This window comes from Morganella morganii (assembly GCF_041099235.1).
Taxonomy (GTDB): domain Bacteria; phylum Pseudomonadota; class Gammaproteobacteria; order Enterobacterales; family Enterobacteriaceae; genus Morganella; species Morganella morganii_E.
Map to the genome: position 1 here is coordinate 235,705 of NZ_JBFZSO010000004.1, position 25,540 is coordinate 261,244.

24 protein-coding genes are annotated in these 25,540 nt (G+C 52.1%); 13 read left to right on the forward strand and 11 right to left on the reverse strand.

The genetic code is table 11. The annotated features are described in order from the left end of the window. Positions 1–53: 53 nt before the first annotated feature. Positions 54–1,166: an iron-sulfur cluster carrier protein ApbC gene (gene apbC / locus AB7038_RS09500; RefSeq protein WP_004235745.1), complete on the reverse strand. Its 1,113-nt coding sequence runs from the start codon at positions 1,164–1,166 to the stop codon at positions 54–56. 256 nt (positions 1,167–1,422) lie between these two features. Between apbC and metG the strand changes: the two genes are divergently transcribed. The 6 genes from metG (at position 1,423) to sanA (ending at position 8,550) form a co-directional block, all read left to right on the forward strand. Next, entirely contained in the window at positions 1,423–3,456 is a 2,034-nt protein-coding gene (metG, locus tag AB7038_RS09505) for a methionine--tRNA ligase (protein ID WP_369453199.1), read from the forward strand. Between the two features lie 124 nt (positions 3,457–3,580). After that, positions 3,581–4,033, forward strand: a complete 453-nt coding sequence (locus AB7038_RS09510; protein ID WP_072871068.1) for a CidA/LrgA family protein — start codon at positions 3,581–3,583, stop codon at positions 4,031–4,033. Next, entirely contained in the window at positions 4,027–4,722 is a 696-nt protein-coding gene (locus AB7038_RS09515; RefSeq protein WP_262861022.1) for a CidB/LrgB family autolysis modulator, read from the forward strand. Before AB7038_RS09510 ends, AB7038_RS09515 begins: the two co-directional genes overlap by 7 nt. 130 nt (positions 4,723–4,852) lie before the next feature. Then, positions 4,853–5,737, forward strand: coding sequence for a cytidine deaminase (cdd, locus tag AB7038_RS09520; RefSeq protein WP_368888745.1), 885 nt, complete (start codon positions 4,853–4,855; stop codon positions 5,735–5,737). 197 nt (positions 5,738–5,934) lie between these two features. After that, entirely contained in the window at positions 5,935–7,632 is a 1,698-nt protein-coding gene (locus tag AB7038_RS09525) for an NAD-dependent malic enzyme (protein ID WP_024474101.1), read from the forward strand. Between the two features lie 150 nt (positions 7,633–7,782). Beyond that, positions 7,783–8,550, forward strand: a complete 768-nt coding sequence (sanA, locus tag AB7038_RS09530; protein ID WP_440590465.1) for an outer membrane permeability protein SanA — start codon at positions 7,783–7,785, stop codon at positions 8,548–8,550. A gap of 7 nt (positions 8,551–8,557) precedes the next feature. Here the strand turns inward: sanA and yeiB are convergent, their stop codons facing one another. The 6 genes from yeiB to AB7038_RS09560 all read right to left on the reverse strand — a co-directional run bounded on the left by yeiB (position 8,558) and on the right by AB7038_RS09560 (position 12,963). Continuing rightward, positions 8,558–9,709, reverse strand: coding sequence for a DUF418 domain-containing protein YeiB (gene yeiB, locus AB7038_RS09535; protein ID WP_369453201.1), 1,152 nt, complete (start codon positions 9,707–9,709; stop codon positions 8,558–8,560). 3 nt (positions 9,710–9,712) lie between these two features. After that, positions 9,713–10,372, reverse strand: coding sequence for a GTP cyclohydrolase I FolE (gene folE, locus AB7038_RS09540; protein ID WP_004235735.1), 660 nt, complete (start codon positions 10,370–10,372; stop codon positions 9,713–9,715). A 225-nt stretch (positions 10,373–10,597) separates the two neighbouring features. Further along, positions 10,598–10,786 (reverse strand): hypothetical protein, encoded by a 189-nt coding sequence (locus AB7038_RS09545; RefSeq protein ID WP_369453202.1) that lies wholly within the window; start codon positions 10,784–10,786, stop codon positions 10,598–10,600. A 97-nt stretch (positions 10,787–10,883) separates the two neighbouring features. Then, positions 10,884–11,174, reverse strand: coding sequence for a hypothetical protein (locus AB7038_RS09550; protein ID WP_369453203.1), 291 nt, complete (start codon positions 11,172–11,174; stop codon positions 10,884–10,886). Between the two features lie 424 nt (positions 11,175–11,598). Further along, positions 11,599–12,759, reverse strand: coding sequence for a YbfB/YjiJ family MFS transporter (locus tag AB7038_RS09555; protein ID WP_369453204.1), 1,161 nt, complete (start codon positions 12,757–12,759; stop codon positions 11,599–11,601). Positions 12,760–12,837: 78 nt separating this feature from the next. After that, positions 12,838–12,963: a hypothetical protein gene (locus AB7038_RS09560; protein ID WP_368888751.1), complete on the reverse strand. Its 126-nt coding sequence runs from the start codon at positions 12,961–12,963 to the stop codon at positions 12,838–12,840. Here AB7038_RS09560 and moeA point away from each other — a divergent pair. Both moeA and moeB read left to right on the forward strand, forming a co-directional pair. Then, positions 12,962–14,212: a molybdopterin molybdotransferase MoeA gene (moeA, locus tag AB7038_RS09565; protein ID WP_369453205.1), complete on the forward strand. Its 1,251-nt coding sequence runs from the start codon at positions 12,962–12,964 to the stop codon at positions 14,210–14,212. The genes AB7038_RS09560 and moeA overlap by 2 nt on opposite strands. Further along, the gene (gene moeB, locus AB7038_RS09570) at positions 14,212–14,985 is read left to right on the forward strand and encodes a molybdopterin-synthase adenylyltransferase MoeB (protein ID WP_369453206.1); all 774 of its coding nucleotides are present in this window, start codon (positions 14,212–14,214) and stop codon (positions 14,983–14,985) included. Before moeA ends, moeB begins: the two co-directional genes overlap by 1 nt. Here moeB and AB7038_RS09575 read toward each other — a convergent pair. After that, positions 14,942–16,246 carry a cytosine deaminase gene (locus AB7038_RS09575; protein ID WP_368888754.1) on the reverse strand — a complete coding sequence of 435 codons (1,305 nt, stop codon included), beginning with the start codon at positions 16,244–16,246 and terminating at the stop codon, positions 14,942–14,944. The genes moeB and AB7038_RS09575 overlap by 44 nt on opposite strands. Then, the gene (gene codB, locus AB7038_RS09580; RefSeq protein WP_195431531.1) at positions 16,239–17,486 is read right to left on the reverse strand and encodes a cytosine permease; all 1,248 of its coding nucleotides are present in this window, start codon (positions 17,484–17,486) and stop codon (positions 16,239–16,241) included. The genes AB7038_RS09575 and codB overlap by 8 nt, the downstream gene beginning before the upstream one ends. A 1,006-nt stretch (positions 17,487–18,492) precedes the next feature. Between codB and AB7038_RS09585 the strand changes: the two genes are divergently transcribed. Continuing rightward, complete coding sequence (locus AB7038_RS09585; protein WP_369453207.1) at positions 18,493–19,845, forward strand: APC family permease; 1,353 nt, start codon at positions 18,493–18,495, stop codon at positions 19,843–19,845. A 27-nt stretch (positions 19,846–19,872) separates the two neighbouring features. After that, positions 19,873–21,594, forward strand: coding sequence for an amidohydrolase (locus tag AB7038_RS09590; protein ID WP_369453208.1), 1,722 nt, complete (start codon positions 19,873–19,875; stop codon positions 21,592–21,594). A 56-nt stretch (positions 21,595–21,650) separates the two neighbouring features. Here AB7038_RS09590 and AB7038_RS09595 read toward each other — a convergent pair whose 3' ends face one another. Next, positions 21,651–22,112: an N-acetyltransferase family protein gene (locus AB7038_RS09595; protein ID WP_368888757.1), complete on the reverse strand. Its 462-nt coding sequence runs from the start codon at positions 22,110–22,112 to the stop codon at positions 21,651–21,653. 12 nt (positions 22,113–22,124) lie between these two features. Further along, on the reverse strand, positions 22,125–22,700 hold the full coding sequence (locus AB7038_RS09600; RefSeq protein ID WP_368888758.1) for a TIGR00730 family Rossman fold protein: 576 nt from the start codon (positions 22,698–22,700) through the stop codon (positions 22,125–22,127). Positions 22,701–22,948: 248 nt separating this feature from the next. Here AB7038_RS09600 and rhtA point away from each other — a divergent pair, with 248 nt between their 5' ends. The 3 genes from rhtA (at position 22,949) to AB7038_RS09615 (ending at position 25,530) form a co-directional block, all read left to right on the forward strand. After that, positions 22,949–23,848 carry a threonine/homoserine exporter RhtA gene (gene rhtA, locus AB7038_RS09605; protein WP_049241374.1) on the forward strand — a complete coding sequence of 300 codons (900 nt, stop codon included), beginning with the start codon at positions 22,949–22,951 and terminating at the stop codon, positions 23,846–23,848. A 142-nt stretch (positions 23,849–23,990) separates the two neighbouring features. Continuing rightward, the gene (gene dps, locus AB7038_RS09610) at positions 23,991–24,494 is read left to right on the forward strand and encodes a DNA starvation/stationary phase protection protein Dps (protein ID WP_036425007.1); all 504 of its coding nucleotides are present in this window, start codon (positions 23,991–23,993) and stop codon (positions 24,492–24,494) included. 331 nt (positions 24,495–24,825) lie between these two features. After that, entirely contained in the window at positions 24,826–25,530 is a 705-nt protein-coding gene (locus AB7038_RS09615) for a fimbrial biogenesis chaperone (RefSeq protein ID WP_369453210.1), read from the forward strand. Positions 25,531–25,540 lie beyond the last annotated feature (10 nt).

A 25,540-nucleotide genomic window follows, 5' to 3' on the forward strand; every position in this document is an offset into this window, starting at 1 on the left:
CTGTGCAGGTCTTTTTGACTTTCCGGACACGCCGGAGCAGAAATAAATCCCGCTTATACAGCGCGGAAAGCGATCTCTGTCGGGATTTTATCCCCTTCCCAGAACATTTCTGCCGTCACATTTACGGCGATCTCACGGTAGATATCCGCAAACTCGCCGTCCGGGTCACGCATCACCGTCGGCTGGCCGCGGTCGAGGTCTTCACGCAGCGAAATATGCAGCGGCACCTGTCCCAGCAGTTTGGTGTGATAGCGCTCCGCCAGTTTCTCCGCCCCGCCGGTGCCGAAAATCGGCTCGACATGGCCGCAGTTACTGCAGATGTGCGCACTCATGTTCTCCACAATCCCCAGAACCGGCACGTTCACTTTCTTGAACATGACGATACCTTTCATGGCATCCACCAGCGCGATATCCTGCGGAGTGGTTACCACCACCGCACCGGTGACAGGAATGTTCTGTGAGAGAGTCAGCTGGATATCACCGGTACCCGGCGGCATATCGATGACCAGATAGTCCAGATCCGGCCACAGGGTATCCTGTAACATCTGCATCAGGGCTTTACTGGCCATCGGGCCGCGCCAGACCATAGCATTATCATCGGTGACCAGATAACCGATAGAGTTGGAGGCCAGACCGTAAGCCATAATCGGGGCCATATGCTGGCCGTCCGGTGAGGTCGGACGCTCTTTGGTGGTGCCCAGCATGTTCGGGATGGACGGGCCGTAAATATCCGCATCAAGGATACCGACTTTCGCCCCTTCCGCCGCCAGTGCCAGCGCGAGGTTAACCGCAGTGCTGGATTTACCCACACCGCCTTTGCCGGAGCTGACCGCCAGAATATTGCGGACACCGTTAATGCCCGGCAGATCATTGGCCCGGCGCAGTGTTGCGATATCATGACGCAGTTTCCAGTCCACCGCCGCCGCACCGGTCACTTTGCGTAATTCTTTGGTTTTTGCTTCAATCAGTGCTTCAAACGGGCGCTTCCAGACAAACGGCATCACCAGCTCAACATGCAGCACATCATCCAGCATCGCGCAGTGATTCAGCGCTTTGATGGCAATCAGGTTGCGTTTGAGTGTCGGATGCTCAAATGTCGCCAGTACCTGCGCGACCTGGTCGTTCAGCAATTCAGGGTTCATCTCCCCGGGGGATTTCGCATTCATCCCGGCTCCTTAGATTTATCGTTTTTATTGCCTGTAACTATCGGCTTCAATGATAGCAGAAGCCAACTGATTAATTTAGTCATTCCGCGCAAACCCGCACAAAACAAATCCCCTGCAATCAGCAGGGTTATCGCCGGATGTTCACGGCAGAAAAAAGTCCGGAAAACCACACACAAAGCCGGATTACTGCTGGCAGGGGTGGACGGGATCGGTTAACATCAAAGACCCTTTATTATTTGAGGAAGTGAAATACTCTATGTCTCAGATCGCTAATAAAATTTTGGTAACCTGTGCGTTACCATATGCAAACGGTTCAATCCATCTCGGTCATATGCTGGAACATATCCAGGCTGATATTTGGGTCCGTTTTCAGCGAATGCGCGGCAAAGAGGTTCACTTCATCTGCGCCGACGATGCTCACGGCACTCCGATTATGCTCAAGGCACAACAGCAGGGGATCTCCCCTGAAGAGATGATCGCCAACATGAGCGTTGAGCATCAGAAAGATTTTGCTGATTTCGCCATCAGCTTTGATAACTACCACTCCACGCACAGCGAGGAGAACCGGGTGTTATCCGGGAACATCTATCTGGCACTGAAAAAGAACGGCCATATTGAAACCCGGACCATTTCCCAGCTGTATGATCCGGAAAAAGGCATGTTCCTGCCGGACCGCTTTGTGAAAGGCACCTGCCCGAAATGTAAAGCGGAAGACCAGTACGGCGACAACTGCGAAGTGTGCAGCGCGACTTACAGCCCGACCGAGCTGATTAACCCGCGCTCTGTGGTCTCCGGTGCCACACCGGTGCTGCGCGAAAGTGAGCACTACTTCTTTGATCTGCCGGCCTTCGCTGACATGTTACAGGCATGGACCCGCAGCGGCGCACTCCAGGAGCAGGTCGCCAACAAAATGCAGGAGTGGTTTGATTCCGGCCTGCAGCAGTGGGATATCAGCCGTGATGCACCGTATTTCGGGTTTGAGATCCCGGATGCACCGGGCAAATACTTCTATGTCTGGCTGGATGCACCTATCGGCTACATGGGGTCATTCAAAAACCTGTGTGATAAACGCGGCGATCTCGACTTTAACGAGTTCTGGAAGAAAGATTCTGACGCGGATCTGTACCACTTTATCGGTAAAGATATTGTGTACTTCCACAGCCTGTTCTGGCCTGCCATGCTGGAAGGCAGCGGTTACCGCAAGCCGACCAACCTGTTTGTCCACGGCTATGTGACGGTCAACGGTGCGAAGATGTCCAAATCACGCGGCACCTTTATCCAGGCCCGTACCTATCTGAATCACCTGAATGCAGACAGCCTGCGCTATTACTACGCGGCGAAACTCTCTTCACGTATTGATGATATCGACCTCAACCTGGAAGACTTCGTTCAGCGTGTTAACAGTGACATCGTTAACAAAGTGGTCAACCTGGCATCCCGTACCGCCGGGTTTATCAAAAAACGCTTTAACGGCCGTCTGAGTGCAACCCTGGCTGAACCTGAGTTATATCAGCAGTTTGTTGATGCTGAAAAAACCATCAGCGAAGAGTACACCAGCCGTGAATTCGGCAAAGCTATCCGCGAAATCATGGCGCTGGCCGATGTTGCCAACCGTTATATTGATGAGAAAGCACCGTGGGTGGTGGCGAAACAGGAAGGTAAAGATGATGAGCTTCACGCCATCTGCACCGTGGGTATCAACCTGTTCCGCGCGCTGATGACCTACCTGAAACCGGTGATGCCGGAACTGGCGGCACGCAGCGAAGCGTTCCTGAATCAGGAACTGACACTGGACGGCATTACCAAACCGCTGCTGGATCATCAGATTGCGGATTTCAAAGCCCTGTTCAGCCGTATTGAAATGGCGAAAGTGGAAGAGATGATTGAAGCTTCCAAAGAGGATATCAAAGCGATGTCCGCCAAACCGGTCAGCGGTCCGCTGGCAGATGACCCGATTGCGGATACCATCAGCTTTGATGATTTTGCCAAAGTCGATATGCGTATCGCACAGATCATGTCTGCCGATTTCGTGGACGGCTCTGACAAACTACTGAAACTGGTACTGGATCTCGGCGGCGAAACCCGTCAGGTATTCTCCGGCATCCGCCAGGCGTATCCGGATCCGAAAGCGCTGGAAGGCCGCCTGACAGTGATGGTCGCCAACCTCGCACCACGCAAAATGCGTTTCGGGATCTCTGAAGGCATGGTCATGGCCGCAGGCCCGGGCGGAAAAGAGATTTTCCTGCTCAGTCCGGATTCCGGTGCACAGCCGGGTCAGCAGGTGAAGTAAGTTCTTCTCTGTACAATAAACTGAAAAAAACCTGCGCTCCGGTGCAGGTTTTTTTATGTGATCTATGGCACAAATAAAAAGTTAATTGTATGATGAATAGGTTCATCCAAGAAGGAACATTATCATGAAACCAAAACAGATAGCGGAAACCGGCTGGCGCTATCTACGGGCATTTCTGATCCTGTATCTGTGCCTGTTTGCCGGCAATATTATCGCGGTGTTACTGCCGTTTTCCGTCCCGGGCAGCATTGTTGGCATGCTGCTGCTTTTTGTGCTGCTCGCACTGCAGATCATTCCGGCGCACTGGGCCCAGCCCGGCTGCACCTTATTAATGAAAAACATGACAATGTTATTTCTGCCGATCGGTATCGGTGTGATGAACTATTACGATACCCTCAGCGCCCAGTTGCTGCCAATCCTCGTTGCCTGTGTCGTCAGTACCTTTATCGCCATGTGTACTGTGGCGCTGAGTTCTGAATTTATTCACCGCCGCCATGTTCCGGTTCCGGAACAACAGGAGGCCGACGCGGTTGCCGCCGCAGAACACACTGAACAACAAGAGAAACGCAAATGTTAACGCATATCTGGTGGTCGCTCCCGCTTACCATCGGCGTCTATTTTCTCGCCAGAGCTATCTATATCAAATTTAAGCTGCCGGTATTAAACCCGCTGCTGATCTCCATCGTGATTATCATTCCGCTGCTGGTATTCACCGGAACCTCATACAACCACTATTTTGAGGGCAGCCGCATCCTCAACGATCTGCTGCAACCTGCCGTAGTGGCACTGGCATTCCCGCTGTATGAACAGCTGCATCAGATCCGCGCACAGTGGAAATCCATCATCACCATCTGCTTTGCAGGGAGTGTGATTGCGATGGTTACCGGCACTGCTGTTGCCTTTATGATGGGCGCGACACCGGAAATAGCCGCCTCTATCCTGCCGAAGTCAGTCACCACCCCGATAGCGATTGCAGTTTCCAATTCCATCGGCGGCGTGGCGGCAATCAGCGCTGTGTGTGTGATTTTCGTCGGGATCCTCGGTGCGATTTTCGGCCATACCCTGTTCAAACGCCTGCGGGTCACCACCAAAGCCTCACGCGGCCTGGCAATGGGTACAGCCTCTCACGCCCTCGGTACCGCCCGCTGCGCGGAAGAGGATTATGTGGAAGGTGCATACAGCTCACTGGCATTAATGACCTGCGGGATTATTACTTCCCTGATGGCACCGTTTATCTTCCCGGTGCTGCTGACATTATTCGGTTGACCTTAAAATTTGAGCACCATCTCGCAAATTCAACATTCGTTTCATTTGTTTCATAATGAACGTGATAAAAATCACGTTCATTATGTATAACTACCCGCTAGAATGATCTCATTGATAATGGAGGTCATTTATGCAAAACCGCTTTCATGCAGCCCTGAACACACTCCCTTCCCCGCTACAGACCCTGCTGACAGACATTGTTTGCGCTGATACTTTCCCCGGATATTTATCTGCCAAACAGGTCAGTGCACTCTGTAATGCCGCAGGTACTGATGAAGATGCACTCGCGCTGGCCATGCTGCCGCTGGCCGCAGCCTGTGCCGTGACTCCGGTGTCCCGGTTTAATGTGGGTGCGATTGCACACGGACTGAGCGGTAACCTCTATTTCGGTGCCAATATGGAATTCTGCCATGTGCCGTTACAACAGACAGTACATGCGGAACAGAGCGCGATCACACACGCCTGGCTGCGCGGCGAGAAAGGTTTGCGCAAAGTCACGGTCAATTACACGCCGTGCGGCCACTGCCGTCAGTTTATGAATGAACTCAACAGCGGTACAGAACTGCTGATCCAGTTACCGGAACTGGCCGCTATGCCGCTGAAAACCCTGCTGCCGCATGCTTTCGGTCCGGTGGATCTGGGAATTGAAACCCGGTTATTTGACCAGGTGCATCATGGTTATCATTTCCTCGCCACCAATGCGGTGGTCGGAAAAGCGCTCGAGGCGGCTAACCGCAGCCATGCACCGTATTCTCATTCCCACAGTGGTGTAGCATTACAGGACAGCCGCGGACGCATCTACAGCGGTGCTTATATTGAAAATGCCGCCTTTAACCCGGGACTGCCGCCGTTGCAGGCTGCGCTGATCTTTATGAATATGGCAGGCGGCGACCTGCATGATATCCACCGCGCCGTGCTGGTAGAAGGCAGTAACGCCATGCTGTCACAGTGGGAAAGTACCTCTGCCACACTGAGCGCCCTGGGGTGTCAGGATATCTCTCTGTTCAGCTATTGATTCTGCTTTGCTGAGGCTGATACCCGCAGGTTCCGGGTATCAGCCTTTACGTGATTACTCAATATAAATCTATCCCGCCTCTCACTTTCACACATCGGTATCACTAATTTCGTAACAATTACTGTACATATTTTTCAGATAACTTAGGATCAGTGCGTCCTGTCTTAAAAATGTCAATTGGCAAAGAGTAGTCATACATGGAACTGGAATACGAAAGCAAACGTGCATTATATATCCCGTATGCGGGCCCTATCCTGTTAGAATTTCCGCTGCTGAATAAGGGAAGCGCCTTCACCGAAGAAGAGCGCAGTAATTTCAACCTCCACGGCCTGCTGCCTGAAGCAGTGGAGACCATCGAAGAGCAGACTGAACGCGCTTATCGTCAGTATTCTGATTTTAAAAACGATACTGACAAACATATCTATCTGCGAAACATTCAGGATACGAATGAAACGCTGTTCTACCGCCTGCTTAATGCTCACCTCAAAGAAATGATGCCTATCATTTACACCCCGACCGTCGGGGCAGCCTGTGAGCATTTCTCGGACAGCTACCGCCGCGCGCGCGGGCTGTTTATCTCTTATCCGAACCGTGCTTACATTGATGACATGCTGCAGAATGCCACCAAGCAGAATGTAAAAGTCATCGTGGTCACTGACGGTGAGCGGATCCTCGGTCTGGGTGACCAGGGGATCGGCGGGATGGGGATCCCGATTGGTAAACTTTCTCTGTATACCGCCTGCGGCGGCATCAGCCCGGCATATACACTGCCTATCGTGCTGGATGTCGGCACTAATAACCAACAGCGCCTGAATGACCCGCTTTATATGGGCTGGCGTCACCCGCGTATTACCGGCGAAGAGTATGATGAATTTGTTGATGAATTTATCAATGCCGTTAAACGCCGCTGGCCGGATGTGCTGTTGCAGTTTGAAGATTTCGCCCAGAAAAATGCGATGCCGCTGCTGGAACGCTACCGCGATCAGCTCTGCTGCTTCAATGATGATATCCAGGGTACCGCGTCAGTCACCCTCGGCAGCCTTATTGCCGCCAGTCGTGCTGCAGGCGGACAGCTGAAAGACCAGACCGTTGCCTTCCTGGGTGCCGGTTCAGCCGGGTGTGGTATCGCCGAGCAGATTATCGCGCAGATGAAGTCCGAAGGTCTGAGTGAAGAGCAGGCACGTGCCCGTATCTTTATGGTGGACAGATTCGGTCTGCTGACCGATAAACTGCCGAATCTGTTGAATTTCCAGAGCAAACTGATCACCAAAAGTGACATTATTGCGGACTGGGATGTGCAGAATGATGCGATTTCACTGGAAGATGTGGTCCGTAACGCGAAGCCGACTGTGCTTATCGGGGTTTCCGGTCAGCCGGGGCTGTTTACGGAAGAGATTATCCGAGAAATGCACAAAAACTGTGCGCGTCCGGTCGTCATGCCGCTGTCCAACCCGACCTCCCGTGTGGAAGCCCGTCCGGAAGATATTATCGCCTGGACAGACGGTCATGCACTGGTTGCGACCGGAAGTCCGTTTAATCCGGTGATTTATAAGGATAAAACCTATCCTATCTCCCAGTGCAACAACTCCTTTATTTTCCCGGGGATTGGGCTGGGTGTGCTGGCCGCCGGTGCCAGACGCGTCACTGACGGCATGATGATGGCAGCAAGCCGCGCGCTGGCGGAATGTTCACCGATGGTTGTTAACGGCGAAGGCTCACTGCTGCCGGATATCGAAGACATCAAAAAAGTCTCCCGTATCATCGCCAAACAGGTTGCCAAAGAAGCACAGATCCAGGGTGTCGCAACTGTGACCTCTGACGGTGCACTCGATGAAGCTATCGAACGTAACTTCTGGCATCCGGAATATCGTGTTTACCGCCGGACATCTTTCTGACGAATAACCGCTATTCTGCCGCTGAAAACCCGCCTCCGTGCGGGTTTTATTCTTTTTTTCACCCTTGCCAGCCTTTCCCCGCTCAAGTAATCTTAGCCTTATGGTAACGATATAGTGATAAAGGTCTCAGGAATAATGGGAAAAGCGCGGATATGGAAACGGATCATTCTGTGGATGCTGGCAGGTATTATTCTGGCGGCAGCAGCGGCTATTGCGGCAGATCGCTGGATTAGCTGGAAAACCGCGCCTTATATCTATGAAAATATCAATGACCTGCCGCCGAGCGAAGTCGGCATGGTACTCGGTACGGCTAAGTACTATAAAAACGGGACAATTAACCAATATTACCGGTATCGTATTCAGGGTGCCGTAAATGCATACAACAGCGGCAAGGTGAAGTATCTGCTGCTGAGCGGCGATAATGCCCAGCACAGCTACAATGAGCCGAGTACGATGCGCAAGGATCTGGTGAATGCCGGGGTCCCGGCCAGTAAAATAGTGCTCGATTTTGCCGGGTTCCGTACGCTGGACTCCGTGGTACGGACCCGTAAAGTCTTTGATACCAATGGCTTTACGATTATTACCCAGCGCTTCCATTGTGAACGGGCGCTGTATATCGCAATGGAAAAAGGCATTGAGGCACGCTGTTACGCGGTTTCCTCTCCTAAGAATATGTTTACTGTCCGGGCGCGGGAAGTGATTGCCCGTCTGGGTGCGCTGGCTGATTTATATATTCTCAACCGTGAGCCGCGTTTCCTCGGCCCGCAGGAATCTATTCCGGCACCGCAGACCTTACCTGAGAATGTGCCGTCATATCCGGCAGTGACACCGGAAGAGCTGAATGTGCTTTATCCGGAGCCACCCGTGACACCGGAAAAACCGGCGGATACCACACAACCGGCACCCGCCGCGCAATAATCCGGATTCAGCGGGCCGCCAGCTTATTGGCTGCCTGCCGCCACAACCACTCCACCGGCCCCTGAGAAAAATAACGCAGCCACAGGGTTGAGAACAGGATGTTAATCAGCCACATCAACGGCACAATGCCCAGCAGCGTCAGGCGATCAAACTGACAGAAATAACCGAGGTACTCAAACAGTATCACCCCGCACACCGATTGCAGCAGATAGCTGCTCAGTGCTGTGCGTCCGACCCGCTGTAAACAGGCGGCAACCGGCTTCAGCTGTGGCTGTAAACCATAGAATAGTGCGATAAGCCCGGTGGTCTGTACCGGCTGCAAAATATCTGCCAGCGGGTAACCGATAGTGCCCATCCAGAAGATACTCCAGCCGTTCAGGTATTCCAGCCACATCACAACAGCCTGCAGCAGCAGTGACGGGATCAGCAGACACGCCGCCAGCCGCCGGTAATGAGACAGAGGATATGTCCCTTTCAGCCAGCCGTTTTTCATCAGTGTTGCGCCCAGCAGCATCATTGCCAGTAACTGCCAGCCATACTGAACCACCATCATCATCAGCATGCCGCTGATGGTGCTGATTCTGTCCAGCATACCGGCAATACCACCGGTGTTAGCGATCAGGACTTCATAATCCAGCATTTCCTGCGACGGCTGCCAGTACAGCAGTTTCAGCTCACCGTCTTCCGATAACAGGAAAAACAGTAAAAACAATCCGGTCAGGATCAGCACCGGTACCAGCTTCAGCCACCAGCGGGAGGAGACATTATGGATGATCCAGCAGGCGGCCACGCCGGTCAGGCTGTACATCAGCAGGATATCCCCGCTCCAGAGCAGAGCGGTATGCAGCAGCCCGATCACTCCCAGTATCAGTAACCGCGCCATATTCCAGGGCTGGCTGTAACGGCTGAGCATCATCAGAGTGGCACCGAACAGCAGTGCAAACATGCCGAGAAATTTCCCCTGAACCAGAACACTCAGTACCGCCCAGGTGGCGATATCTGTTGCGGACGCTGCCGGGGTGTACAGCGGGTTCAGATAGGCCGCAGACGGCAGCGCGAATCCGCCGATGTTCAGAATAAAAATACCGAGGATGGCCAGCCCCCGCACCATATCGAGGACATCAATACGGGCAGAGGCAGATGTGACTGAAGTATTCATCCGTTAAATATGACGAGCTGCGCGCAGGAATTCCTGGCGGGTATTCTGGCTGGATTTAAATAATCCGCCCAGAGAGGTGGTGGTCGTGGTACTGGTTGCATCACGGATACCGCGCGCTTTGACACAGTAATGCACCGCGTCAATGGATACCGCCACATTGGTGGTGCCGAGCAGTGTTTGCAGTGCCAGCAGAATTTGTTGTGTCAGCCGCTCCTGCACCTGCGGGCGCTGAGCAAAGAATTGCACAATCCGGTTAATTTTCGACAGTCCGATAACGGTATCTTTCGGGATATACGCGACAGTGGCTTTGCCGTCGATAGTGACAAAGTGGTGTTCACAGGTGCTGGTCAGCGTGATATCGCGGACTGTTACCATTTCATCCACTTTCATTTTATTTTCAATCAGGGTGATTTTCGGGAAATTGTGATAATCCAGCCCTGAAAAAATTTCATCCACATACATCTTCGCGATACGTTTCGGGGTATCTGCCAGACTGTCGTCGCTCAGATCGAGATTGAGCAGCTTCATAATTTCTGTCATATGCGCTTCAATCTGAACCTTACGGGTTTCCGGCGGCAGTGTCTGCTCCCGCAATGGTGTCTCCAGCCCGCGTGCGATGAGCGCGGCGTGGACAAGTTCTGCTTCCCGGCTTAATGATGACATACCTTCTCCGACTATTTTTCAGGTGACTCCCGGTGCTGTATTGCACCCGCCGGCGGGTCACTACCCGCCGCCCTGCTATTTTAGAGCAATACGTCGTTTTGTTAATTCATTTTGTGGTTTTGGTGATGAAAAGTTTGCACCGGAAATCCCTGTTAATACTACGGATATCAGCCGGAACGAAAGTCACTGACACCATGACCGGAAAAGCGCCGGACGACGAAAACGCTATACAATCTCATAACGGGTGCGGGAGACATCCCGGTGATCAGCAAAAACAATCTCTTCGCGGCCGCCGGTAATATCAGACATAATCACCGCAGTGATATCAAATGCAATACCGGCAAAAATGGTTCCGGCAGCGATAATCCCGGCACCTGAAACAGATATTAATTGTTCCTGATTTAATTCCTTCATAATTAACCTCTCAATTATTAAAATTTAAAGTACAATGTAATACATTGTACTCGCGTATATAAAAACAATCCCCATTGAAAATACGAACACCTTTATATTAATAATAATTGTAATTAGGATTAGGGCAGTACATATCATTAAAATCAATATATTCTGGCATCTGAGGCTCAGGCCGGTACGGACTGTTACTTTCAGATGACATAGCGTATGCTAAACCACCACCAATTACACCAACTGCTACCCCTACAGGTCCGCCACCAAGCGCCAGCCCTCCGAGCGTACCGGCAATCATACCAATACCGGCATCATTAGCCTGTGTTTTATCAGGCATGCGCTCTGTTCCGCCACCTGATACTTGAGCTATCTGTAAATTATTTAGTTTGATCATAAAGTCACCTATTATTTATTTAAAAAGAAGAGTTAATGCTGTTTTGGTAAATGAAAAAAAACCAATGTAAATAATAAATGCAAGAAATACATCACACATTGAATTATCAGGATAAACTATCCGCAGAGATGAATGAGATATCATTATCGGCGTCAGCATTAAACTACTCATCATCGCGATAAATTTAATCTCAAAAACCTTACGAGACGCTCTTTTAACATAATCAATTAAGTCTTTCATTATATACTCTTTAGTATGATTAAGAATATATTCTTACCATAGCAACGCATTAAAAAAAACATTATTCTCGTGAAGCGTAAATACTAAAAAACAATAATGGATTTTATTTTAAAATCACACACAAATAGATCAGCAGAGAGAATAATCCTCTTGCTGATTTATTTATAATATATTATTCAAATTATTAACTACTGCGATCACGAAAAATCAGCAAACCAGCGATAATCAGTGCCGCAAAGGCGACCCACAGCGCCGGTTCCAGTTTGCCGGTAAAATACGCGGAGACCGAGGATACCAGCGGGCCGCCAAGCTGCCCGACAGCATACCAGGTGGTCAGCAGCCCGGCCATATAGCGGCCGTGCTCCGGAGCCAGTTCACGCCCGCACTGAAATGCCAGTTGCACCGCAGCCATCAGGCCGCCGCCGACCAGAAAAGCACTGACCGCCAGGCCGCTGATCCCGGGCATGATTTCTGCCGCCAGAATACCCGCAGCCTGTGCCCAGAGGGTGATTGCCAGCCGCCGCTGTGGCGTGAAAAAACGTCGCGCGGCAATCGCAGCAACGATACCGGTGACCGCCGCTATCCCGAATACCGGCCAGACAAACTGAGCAAACAGGCTGCCGGGGAAACGTGCTGCCGCCATTTGCGATAAAAACGTGGCAGGTAGAATATAGCCGAATCCGGCCAGCGCATAGCTCCATAATAAACGGCGGATTTTCGGGGTCATCAGAGGTTTACTGTGCGGGGAATTGCTGCTGCTCAGCTCCCCCGGGCGCGGCAGATAGCGGCTGACATACAGACTGAATACCAGTGCTGCCGCACCGTAGATCCACCAGCCCTGTGAGGCGGTCAGTGATAAGCCCTGAATACCGATGGCCGCCAGTCCGCACAACAGAATGCCGGTGCCGGTGCCGCCGTAAACCGCGACACTCAGTGCCGGACGGTTGAGTTTTGCCAGTGCGTCATTGGTCCAGGCGGCCGCTAACACCAGCGTCCAGCCGCTTGCCCAACCGATAAAAAAGCGTGCGATACTGTGCAGTACCGCGCCGGAAATCATCGCTGACAACAGTGTGATAATCACCGCGCCCCATAAACCGGTCCACAGCCGCAGTTCAATACCGCGTTTTGCCCGCATGGCATCAAAGGATCCGGCAAGATAACCAAGGTAATTCCAGGCAGCCACAATACCGGCGGTTGTCAGGTCAAGCTGGTGCTCGTCAATCATCAGCGGCACCTGCGGGGTAAAAGCAAAGCGCCCTATTCCCATGGCCACCACCAGCGCAAGAAAACCACTGACTGCAATATGAAGCGCCGTTGTCTGACGGGCGGAGTGAGATGTCGTCATATGAAATGCAATATGTTAATAATTTGTAACTTCGTTATACCAAAAGAAGCCTTTAAAATGCAATAATGACTTCCGGAATCAGATCTGTTGCTCACGCTTTTGTGCCACATCATTCAACTCGGGCTGTAAGTCTGCCATAATGCTCTCCTCTTTATTATCCGTTTTATCTGCGCCCTGCGGGCACCGGGAGTGAAACAGCATCATGGCTAATCCGACAGAAAGTCACACCTCTTCGTTAATCTCTTTACAGGAAGCACTGGATAAGCTGCTCGCGACCCCGGCCGCGATCACCGGTACTGAAACTATCGCGCTGACAGATGCCGCCGGGCGGATCACTGCCACCCCGGTTATTTCGCCTATCAATGTACCGCCATTTGATAATTCCGCAATGGATGGTTACGGCCTGCGCCTGTCCGATTGGGACGGAAAAACCCCGCTGCCGGTTGCCGGTCGTGCTCTGGCGGGCGTGCCGTTTAAAGGTGAATTACCGGCCGGACAGTGTGTCCGTATTATGACCGGCGCACCGGTACCCAAGGGTGTGGATACCGTGGTGATGCAGGAAGAAGCGGAAGTGTCGGATGCGGGGATCACCTTTACCGCCGGGATTACCGCCGGGCAGAATATCCGCCGAGTTGGTGAGGATATCGCGCAGCACAGTGAGGTTTTACCGGCAGGTACCAAATTGGCCGCCGCTCAACTACCGCTGATCGCCTCTCTGGGTCTGGCGGAGCTGTCCGTGGTGCGAAAACTGAAAGTGGCGGTGTTCTCCACCGGTGATGAATTGCAGGCTGTCGGCCAGCCGCTGGGTGACGGACAGATTTATGATACCAACCGCTTTGCGGTTCGTCTGATGCTGGAAAAGCTCGGTTGTGATGTGATTGATCTCGGCGTTATCCCGGATAATCCGGATATTCTGCGCGCCACCTTTGAGAAGGCCGATGCTCAGGCTGATCTGGTGATCAGCAGCGGCGGCGTGTCTGTCGGCGAAGCGGATTACACCAAACAAATTCTTGATGAGATCGGCAAAATTAATTTCTGGAAACTGGCGATCAAACCGGGCAAGCCGTTTGCTTTCGGTAAGCTGAATAACGCCTGGTTCTGCGGTCTGCCGGGTAACCCGGTCTCCACCACCGTTACCTTTTATGAGCTGGTGCAGCCGCTGATCGCCCGCCTGTCCGGTTTCAGTCAGTGGCAGCCGCCGATGCGGTTTAAAGCCGTGACCACCACGCCGCTGAAAAAATCCGCCGGTCGTCTGGATTTCCAGCGCGGAATTGCCGGGGTGAATGAGTCCGGTCAGATGGTGGTGAAAACCACCGGCGATCAGGGCTCGCATATTTTCAGTTCATTCAGCCTCGCCAACTGCTTTATTGTACTCGAGCGTGAGCGCGGCGCAGTTGCCGCCGGTGAAACCGTTGAAATCGAATTTTTTAATCATTTACTGAAGAATGACTGATGGCGACTGAACCCGGACATATTGAGCTCAGTGATGAAGAAACGCTGCGTTATAACCGTCAGATAGTACTGCGCGGCTTTGATTTTGATGGTCAGGAAGCCCTGAAAGCCGGACGGGTGCTGATCACCGGCCTCGGCGGGTTGGGCTGTGCGGCGGCACAGTATCTGGCAGCTGCAGGCGTGGGGCATCTCACCCTGCTGGATTTTGATACCGTGTCGCTCTCCAATTTGCAGCGTCAGATCCTGCACACCGATGCCCGCATCGGTATGGCAAAAACAGAATCCGCCGCGATTGCACTGAAAGCGGTCAATCCGCATTGCCGGACTGAAACTGTCACAAAACAACTGAATGATGATGAGCTTGCCGCTCTGATTCAGTCTCACCATGTGGTTCTGGACTGCACCGATAATGTCGCCGTCCGCGAACAGCTGAACCGCGCGTGTCATCAGCTGAAGATCCCGCTGGTGTCCGGTGCCGCTATCCGTATGGAAGGACAGGTTGCCGTCTTTACCTGGCAGGAGGAGGAACCCTGTTACCGCTGCCTGAGCCGGTTATTCGGGGAGAACAGTCTGACCTGTGTGGAAGCGGGTGTGATGGCACCGCTGGTCGGCACCATCGGCACCCTGGAGGCGATGGAGTGCATCAAACTGCTCACCGGCTACGGGCAGGTGAGCAGCGGAAAAGTGGTGCTTTTTGATGCGATGCGCATGCAGTTCCGCACCATTAACCTTAAGCCTGATCCTCAGTGCGAGGTGTGCGGCTGTAACGGATAGTCTCCGGTTTATCCAGATGGATCTGTGTGACAGCAGGCTGTGTTTCAGCTATCACACGGCCGTCACGGACAGAGTAACGTACCGGCACCTGACGGCGGACGGCATCAAACCCGTTTTCCGCCGGCAGGATCAGCAGGCTGGCACGTTTGCCTTCCGCCACGCCGTAATCCTGTAAGTTCAGGGTGCGCGCACTGTATTCCGTGATCAGCTTCAGCCCGTCATTAATCTGACCGTACCCCATCAGCTGACAGACATGCAGCCCCATATGCAGTACCTGGAGCATATTAGCCGTTCCCAGCGGATACCACGGGTCAAACACATCATCGTGACCGAAGCAGACATTAATATCCGCCGCCAGCATCTCTTTGACACGGGTGATCCCGCGGCGCTTCGGATACGTATCGAAACGCCCCTGTAAGTGAATATTCACCAGCGGGTTCGCCACAAAGTTAATGCCGGACATTTTCAGCAGACGGAACAGGCGGGAGGTATAAGCCCCGTTATAAGAGTGCATCGCTGTGGTGTGGCTGGCGGTAACACGCGCCCCCATTCCCTCGCGGTATGCCAGCGCGGCAACGGTTTCCACGAAACGGGACTGTTCATCATCGATTTCATCACAATGCACGTCGATCAGGCGGTCATATTTCTGTGCCAGCGCAAAGGTTTTGTGCAGAGATTCCACGCCGTATTCGCGGGTAAATTCAAAGTGCGGGATAGCCCCCGCCACATCCGCGCCCAGACGCAGCGCCTCTTCCAGCAGTGCCTCACCGTTTGGATAGGACATGATCCCTTCCTGCGGGAACGCAACAATCTGTAAATCCACCCACGGCGCAACTTCCTGCTTCACTTCCAGCATCGCTTTCAGCGCGGTCAGGGTGGCATCAGAGACATCAACATGGGTACGAACATGCTGGATGCCATTGGCAATCTGCCATTTCAGGGTCTGCCAGGCACGGGTTTTCACATCATCGTGCGTCAGCAGCGCTTTGCGTTCCGCCCAGCGTTCAATACCTTCAAATAAGGTACCGGACTGGTTCCACGCCGGTTCCCCTGCGGTCTGGGTGGTATCGAGGTGAATATGCGGCTCAACGAACGGCGCGGTGACCAGGCCGCCTTCTGCGTTCAGACTCTCCGGCAGTACTTCCCCCTCCGGCTGCGGCATAATCGCGGTAATGCGCTGATTATCCATGTCGATACGCCACAGGCCATCACGATCCGGCAGACGGGCATTAAAAATATGTTTTACGGTTTGATTAAGCACGGGTCATCTCCGGGTTGGTTGTACGACGACGGTTAAGTAACGGATTGAGGACAGCATAGCTTAATGCCCCGCCGAGAACTGCGTTCACCGGCACAATCCCCGGCAGCCAGTGCCCGGCAATCACGCCTGCCGCCACGGCCAGCAGTGCGCTGACATTCACATCACGCATTTTGCTGCGGTCAAAGGTTTCATAACGGTGACGGTACATCAGGTAATCGGCAATAATAATGCCCCCGATTGGCGGGATAGCGGCGGATAAGAAGGTCAGCCAGCCGACAAAATTATTGTAGAGCCACAGGGCGCACAGTGTGCCGATAAGCCCGTTGACGATAGATAAGGTTTTGCTGGAAAGCCCGGTGATATTGGCAAACCCCAGACCGGATGCATAAAGCGCGTTATCATTGGTGGTCCAGATATTCAGACCGAGAACGATAATCGCCGGTAATAACAGCCCCTGAGCAATCATCACGTCAGAGATATCCGCCATACCGAGAGACGCAGCTCCGGCGGCACCGAAGATAAACATCAGTGAGTTACCGAGGAAGAACGCGATAATCGCCACCAGCACCGCAATTTTCGGTTTGCGGCCGAAGCGGACAAAATCTGCTGTCAGCGTACCGGCACTGATAAACGAACCGACCACCATGGCGAGCGCCAGATTAAAATCAATCGGCTGTGCGGGGATAACATCGCGCAGTGCGCTCATGCCACCCATCCCGGTTACCGCGAGGTAAACCGAGTAACTGCCGAGAATGGCAATCGCCGGGACCGCAATCACCGACAGTACGGTCAGCGCAGAGATGCCGAAGAAAACGGTAATAGTCATCAGCACCCCGGAGATGCCGATCAGCCAGTTGATATCCCAGCCTGTCGCTTTGCCGACCGGAATGGCAAACATGGCCACGCCGACACCGAACCAGCCGACCTGTGTGCCGCCGAGTAAGAATGAAGGGAGCCAGGAGCCTTTAATACCGAAGGAGTAACGCGCGAGAAGATGGGTTGTTAAGCCGGTTTTGGAACCAATGAAACCAAGAAAAGCGGTGTAGACACCAAGAAGAAGATTACCGATAAGAACTGCGAGGAAGAAATCATTAAAACTGAGACCGGTACCGAGAGCACCTCCGGTCCACATACTGGCGGAAAAGAAGGTCAAACCCAGCATTACAAAGGTTAATGCCAGCCCGCCTTTCCGCGCGGATATGGGCACAGGCCCATGACTGTAATTTTTATCCCCGGACACAATTACCTCCTGTTGCTTTTCTCAGGCCAAAAAAATCTGACGAATTCTATAGCCGCAAAAAACAAAAGCAAACGATTTCGTTCACACTTTAAGAGAATTAACGCATCGTTAATATCCCGGTAAAAAAGCATTTTGACCAAACGAACAGGACAAAAATGCGGAGAAATCGTTCCTGATTGCTGTACCCGTTATTGTCAGACGGAGAGGCCACACCTGTTATCATGATATGAACATGAAGTGCTTGAAATACGCTTCCGCCCGGCAAAAGACTCAAAAAATCACATAAAAATCAAATTATTAATATTTTAATTATTTACTGTCGCAGTAAGTGACGATAAACATTGCATGCCTGCCGGGAAATAACACCTGACCTCAGAAAATAATATTCTTCTCCCGGGCTCCCCTTTATTTCCCCGGATATTCCGCCGGGGATGCTGTTAATTTTTATATTCTCTTTTTGAACCGCTATTACTTTATCTTTATTTATCGGTTATCCGCCATTTTACGGTGATGAAAAGCAGCAGCCTGAGACTTATCCGTCACCCTGCCGGTTCAAAATACCCGGGTTATTCTCTTTTGTGGCCGGATAAAGAATTACGTTATGTCACGTAATGTATTGCCGGTAACACCGGCTTATTAATTAAAACAGGTATCACAATGAATTTACTGAAAAATATATCAGGTTATGTTGTTTTCGGTATGCCTGACAATAAACCGGAAAAGCACGACCGGTAAGGATGGTTTATCCTTGTTATTATCCTGTTCAACTTCTGTTGCCAAATACAGATAACTCATATATTGTACGCCGCCTGCATTTACCCCAGCGTGTGGTGATGGCCCGTTTATCACTGACGTTTCAGTAAAGTGCGCACGATGCAGACGCAAGGTGCGAGGTTTATTGAAAATAAATGCAGACTGACCGTCATCCGCTGACGGCCGGAGATATATATTGTGCCCGGATGCGATATCCGCGGCATGTTTCAGGCTATTGGGAAGGGCTGTAAAAATGCAACAGAATACTGTGCAGATGAAACGCGTATTAAATACCCCCGCGTTAGTTTTCTTCGGGCTCGCCTATATGGTGCCCCTTGGTATCTTCACAACTTACGGACAGGTTACCGTCCTCAGTGAAGGTCATTTACCGGTTGCTTATATTATTACACTGACAGCCGTCCTGTTTACCGCTCTCAGCTATTGTAAAATGACCAGCACACTGCCGCTGGCCGGCTCTGCGTATTCCTATGTCCAGAAAATCTTCGGCGGGAATACCGGGTTTCTGGTCGGCTGGGCTCAATTGCTGGATTATCTGTTTCTGCCGATTATCAACTATATCGCCATCGGTATTTTTGTGCATGAAGCCCTGCCGTCGGTGCCGATGGAGCTGATTATTGTCTCCACGATTGTGATTGTCTCTCTGCTGAACATCCTCGGGATAAAACTGGTCACCTCGATGAATATGCTGATTATTGTGATGCAGCTTATATTTATCGCGCTGTTCCTGTATCTCAGCTTCAGTTCCGCGTTCACGCTCGATAAAGACGCATTGCTCGCCCCGCTGACGGTGATGTCCGATCAGGTATCCGGGCTGTTCGCCGGTGCGGCGGTTCTGTGTCTCGCATTCCTCGGGTTTGATGCCATCTCCACCATGGCGGAAGAGACCAAAGATGCCAAACGCGCGCTGCCGAAAGCGATTCTCTATACCGTGTTTATTGCCGGGACATTATTTATCATTATCTCTTACGGCGCACATCTGAGCTATCCGGCGTGGCGTGATTTCCTGCCGAACACCGATATCGCCAGTATTCAGGTGATGGAAAAAGTCGGCGGCGCACTGATGGCGTCCTCCTTTATTACTGCCTATGTGATCGGCGTGTTTGCCTCCGCAATGACATCCCAGGCCAGTATTGTGCGGATTTTCTATGCCATGGGCCGTGAAGGGGTGCTGCCGCGCGCTGTGTTTGCCCGTCTGCATGCCAGATTCAACACGCCGGTGCTGTCGATTCTGTTTGTCGCCCTCGCCTCACTGATGGCGCTGGTGCTCTCCCTGAGCCTGGTGGCATCCATGATAAGCTTCGGCGCACTGATCGCATTTACCTTTGTAAATCTGTGTGTTATCAAACACTTTATTATTGACCGGAAAGAACCGCTGACGGCTGCCGTGATCCTGCGCTGTCTGGTGGTACCGGCAATCGGAGTACTGCTGACCCTGTGGCTGTGGACCAGCCTGGATGCACAGGCACTGACTGTCGGCCTGATCTGGCTGGGGATCGGTGTGGTATACCTCGGTGTGATCACCCGCTTCTTTACCCGCCGTCCGCCGTCAATCACGGAAGAAGAAACTCACTTAATTATCAATTAACTCTGTTGATGAGGACTGGAGAGCATAATGAAAATGACTGCCGCTGATATTATTTATCACAACGGTTATATCTATACTGCGGATGCGGAAAACCGCGTCGCCGGGGCCATCGCGATTGCTGATGGCCGTATTCTTGCCTGTGGTGATAATGATGACATGGCAGCATTCCGTGGTGAGCATACACAGTTTATCGATCTCGACGGCAAAATGATGATGCCGGGGATTATTGATGGTCATATGCACCCGTTCTGGGGCGGTATTCAGCTGTTCGGCTGCCATCTGAATTATGAATCCCTGACCATTGATGAGATCCTCGCCCGCGTGCAGGCGCATCTGGATAATGATCCGCGCACCGGCGAAAACGACTGGCTGAAAGTGACCGCCTGGCTGCGTCAGGGCATGTTACCGGCCGGTATTGATATGTACCGTGAAGATATGGACAAACTCAATACCCGCCGCCCTGTCGTGCTGTTCTCCAATGACTGCCACACGCTGCTCGCCAACAGCCGTGCGCTGGAACTGTTCGGCATCACCAGAGAAACCCCGGCACCGAGTGACGGTAAAATCGGCAAACACGCCAATGGTGAGCTGAACGGTATCCTTGAGGATGCCCCGGCCATGCGTGCTGCGGACAGTATTCCCTCCATTCAGGCCGACCGTGCGGTGGATGTAGCCCGTCTGGTGCAGAAAGTCCTTAATGAACAGGGCGTCACCATGGTCATGGATGCCCGTGTGGCGGAATTACAGCTGGATGCGTTCCGTGCATTACAGGAACAGGGTGAACTGACACTGCGTGTGCAGGCTGCCCGTGAAATCACCCCGGATGATGCGCCGGATGTGGCATCCGTGCCGCAGGCCGTGCAAAACGCCGTTGCCTTTGCGGAGCGTTATCATCAGCCGCAATGGGGCCCGGAACCGGGCATCGCGGTAAAAAACATCAAAATGTTTGTCGATGGTGTGCTTCAGTTCCCGACCATGACCGCCTCCCTGCTGAAACCGTACCGCATCAATCACGGCACCCCGGCACAACCGGACTGGCGTGAAACGGAAAATTACGGCGATCTCTATTTCACCTCCGATGTCATTGATGCCCTGCTCGAACGCATTGCGGCGGCCGGGTATGATCCGCATCTGCACACCGTCGGTGAAGGTGCGATTGATATGGTGCTCAACGGCATCGAAAAAATGCGTGCCGCACATCCGGGCAAAGATATCCGTCCGGGACTGGCTCACAACGAGCTGGTGGACGCCAAAGACTATGCACGTTTCGCCCGGCTCGGCACCATCGCCTGTCTCTCGTTCCAGTGGGCGGCACCGACCGCAGAACTGGCGGAATTCACCCGTCATATGATCGGCGAAACCCGTTATCAGCAACTGGAACCTATCGGCAAGTTTATCGATGCCGGGGCGGTGGTCGCGTTCGGCAGTGACTGGCCGATTGATGATTTTGATGAATGGTATGATCTGAAAGTGGCTGCCACCCGCCGTGGTCATCCGGTTAACGGGCAGCCTGCACAGCGTCTGGATACTGACCGTGACCTGACCATCACGGAAGTACTGCGTGCCGCCACGATTGACTCGGCGTATGCCCAGCACCGGGAAGATATTCTCGGCTCCCTGGAACCGGGCAAACTGGCGGATATGATCGTGCTGGATCGCAATGTGTTTCAGATACCTGCGGATGATATTGCCAATGTGAAAGTGCTGCGCACCATTGTCGGCGGAAAAACCGTTCATCTGACCAGCTGACCGTAACCGGCAGTCTGAAAAACAGAAACCTCATCACCGGATGAGGTTTTTTTATCTCAGTGCTTAATCGCCAGGGTGTGGATCACCGGCTGATAACCTTCGCGTTCATATAAACGCATTGCACCGGTGTTTTCCGGCAGCACTGACAACTCCAGATGCGTATGGCCCTGTGCCTTTGACCAGTCTTTAACGGCATCCAGTAATTTTTTCCCCGTGCCCTGCCCGCGTATCGCCGGATCAACCACAATATCAAAGATATAACCGAAACGGCGCGGCACCACACAGGTGTAAGGCGAGGTATCCTGCGTCTGTGCAAAGGCGAACCCGGCAATATGCCCTTCCGTTTCAGCCACCCGCAGACAAAATTTTTCATCTGTCATGGCGTTTTCGATAAATCCGCGATCCTGCTCTGCCGGACGCCAGCGATCCGGCTGATATTCTGCCATCAGAGTAAATAACTGCTGATAAAGCTCAGCAATGCGATCTGTGTCATTCCGTGTGGCAGGGCGGATTATCATGGTGTTCTCCGGTTAATCGTAAGTTTTGACCGCAGGTGCCTCATAGTTACGGAAGCGGCGGATAAGCGCGTTACCGTCCGTTTCGACGATGGCCATATGGCGGTATTTTTCCTGCATAAACTGTTCATCGGTCATTTTGCTGATCAGCGACAGCAGCGGGTCATAATAATTATTGATATTCATCAGCCCGACCGGCTTCTGATGCAGCCCGATCTGGCTCCAGGTAAAGACCTCGGCAAACTCTTCCAGGGTACCGAAGCCACCCGGCAGCGCGACAAAGCCGTCCGCCAGTTCAATCATTTTGCTTTTGCGTTCGTGCATGGTGCTGACGCGGTGAAGCTCCGTCAGGTTTTTATGGGCAATCTCCCGCCCTTCCAGCAATGCCGGGATCACGCCGATGGCCTTGCCGCCTTCGCGGAGTACTGTATCCGCCACCGTCCCCATGATCCCCACACTGGCACCGCCGTAAACCAGGGTAATTCCCTGCTCAACCAGAATCCGGGCAAATTTCACGGCCTCAAGGCGGTAAATCTCTGATGCACCCGCTGCAGATCCGCAATAGACCGCAATTCGTTTAATATCCCGCATATCTGCCCTGTCCTTATCGTGATGAAATGAAAATCCGGCAGTCAGTATACGCAAGCGGTCCGAAGATAGCACTCGTCAGATTTTGCTATGTTACCCGGCAATATCTGTCCGCAGATTAATATCCTCTTAAATCAGTAATTGCTATCCGTCAGCCGCCCCGCTAAGATTGCAGGACGAGTGCTGCCTTTTGCATGCAATTCAGCATAACTAATTGTCTCACCGCATTTTTATTGCTCCCGAGGTTCTTCATGTCTGCGTCTCCCCGCCAGCAAAGTGGTTCTCCGTGGTTACCGATCGGCTTATTGCTGTTGTCGATGATCTCTATTCAGAGCGGTGCCTCACTGGCGAAAACCCTGTTTCCGGTTATCGGTGCCCCGGGTGTGACCGCCCTGCGTTTACTGCTGGGTACGGCAATTCTGCTGGTGATTTTTAAACCCTGGCGGCTGCGTTTTACCCGGGAATCACTGCTGCCGATGCTGGGATACGGCCTCTCACTCGGGGCAATGAACTATCTGTTCTATCTGGCGCTGTCCACCATTCCGCTCGGGATTGCAGTCGCTCTGGAGTTTACAGGGCCGCTGGCGGTCGCCATGTTCGGGGCACGTAAAATAACGGATTATCTCTGGATTATTCTGGTGATCGCCGGTCTCGCCTTTCTGCTGCCGCTCGGTGAGCAGATCGGACAGATTAATCAGCTGGATCCGGTGGGGATGCTGTATGCCCTGGGTGCCGGGGCGGGCTGGGCACTCTATATTATCTTCGGCCAGCGGGCCGGACGCTTTTACGGCGCGGCCACGGTTTCCGTCGGCTCGCTTATCGCCGCACTGATTTTTTTCCCGATAGGGGCCTATCACAGTGATCTCAGTGTGATGTTCAGCTGGGCGGTACTGCCGGTCGGGGTGGCAGTGGCTATCTTATCAACGGCCTTTCCGTACTCGCTGGAGATGGTGGCACTGACCCGCCTGCCGACCCGGACATTCGGTATACTGATGAGCCTTGAACCGGTGATTGGGGCCATGGTGGGTATTATCTTCCTGAGCGAGCATCTGTTATTCACACAATGGCTGGCACTGAGCTGCATTGTCATCGCCTCCATGGGCGCGGCACTGACTATCAAACCAAAGTCAAAAATCAAAGCTGTTGAGTAATCCCCCGCCGTACTGAAACCGGCCTCGTGCCGGTTTACCTATCGATTCTATAGATTTAATCGAATTTAACTATCATCTGCGCTGTCCTATAGTAACCCCATCGAAACAAAGATGTTTAACGGAATAAATAAGGGGAACAATAATGAGCACCGCGAAATTAGTGAAAACCACAGCTTCTCACTTAGTGTACACCCGTAACGATGTCACTGATGATATTAAGCAGGAAACCATTGATGAACTGAATCATCAGGTTCTGCAGTTTATCGACCTGTCGCTGATGACCAAACAAGCACACTGGAATCTGCGCGGCCGCAATTTCATTGCTGTACATGAAATGCTGGACGGCTTCCGCGACAGTCTGAACACCCACCTGGATACTTTTGCCGAACGCGCTGTTCAGCTCGGCGGTGTGGCACTCGGTACTTCACAGGCGATCAGTAAAGCCTCCGCTTTACCGGCTTATCCGACCGATATCCACACTGTGCAGGATCACCTGAAAGCACTGGCCGACCGTTATGCGATTGTTGCCAACGATATCCGCCGTGCCGTCAGCCGCGTTGAGGATGAAAATACCGCAGATATGTTTACTGCCGCCTCCCGCGACCTCGACCAGTACCTGTGGTTTATTGAAGCCAATATCGAATAAATATCAGAAATACAGAACCGTAACCGGCGGGTTGCGGTCTGAAATTAACATCTCGTGTGTGAGTATGTGTCGCAACAATAAAAACAGTAAGACCTTGTGAGTCAATCCTACCCTTTATACCGCCTCCGGGCGGTTTTTTTTGCTTATTACTTTGCGGTGTTAACGGTATTTCATAATAAAAAAACCGGGAAAATATACGTATTTCAAAAACAAAAAAAATGCATAAAATTAAATGAAAGAAAGGGAGTACGTTAATACGTAATCATGACAGGTCATTATCTCAGTAATAATACCTGTCCGTGTGTTCCTTCGTGCACAGCGGGGAAATAAAATGAAATCATATCTGTTATTTATCGGGTGTTTTATCAGTGCCTTTGCATTCGCAGATGGTATCAGTACGAACAGCACACGGTATATTTATCCGGAAGATGCAAAAGATATTACTGTCAGGGTTAATAATGAATCCGCCTCACCGGTATTTGTACAATACTGGCTTGATTCAGGGAATTCAGAAACACTGCCCGCAAAACTGCCGGTCACGCCGTTTGAGCTGACCCCGCCGGTTTCACACATCAATCCCGGGGCAGAGCAGATCTTACGTATACGGCTGATGGATAAAAACAGTATGCCGTCAGACAGAGAAAGCCTGTGGTGGCTGAATGTTCTTGATATTCCGACGGTCAGTAAAACATCATCACTGAAAGAGAAAAATTCAGGGCAACTGGCCGTCCGTTCCCGGTTTAAAGTCTTTTACCGCCCTGCCGGATTAAGCGACAGAGACACGGCCACACAGCAGGTTACATTTCAGTCCGGCAGTCATTCAATACGGGTCAATAATACATCGCCGTACCACATTACCATTACGGAAATAACCCTGGCAGATAGAAAACAAATACTGCATAAATCCTTTATGCTGCAACCGAAAAGCAGTTCGGAAATAGCGGTAAAAAGAGCGGTTAAACGCGGTGACCATCTGACTGTCAGTAATATCAATGATTACGGCGGTAACGTGACTTTTACCGCCATGGCAGAATAACGCTCACCCG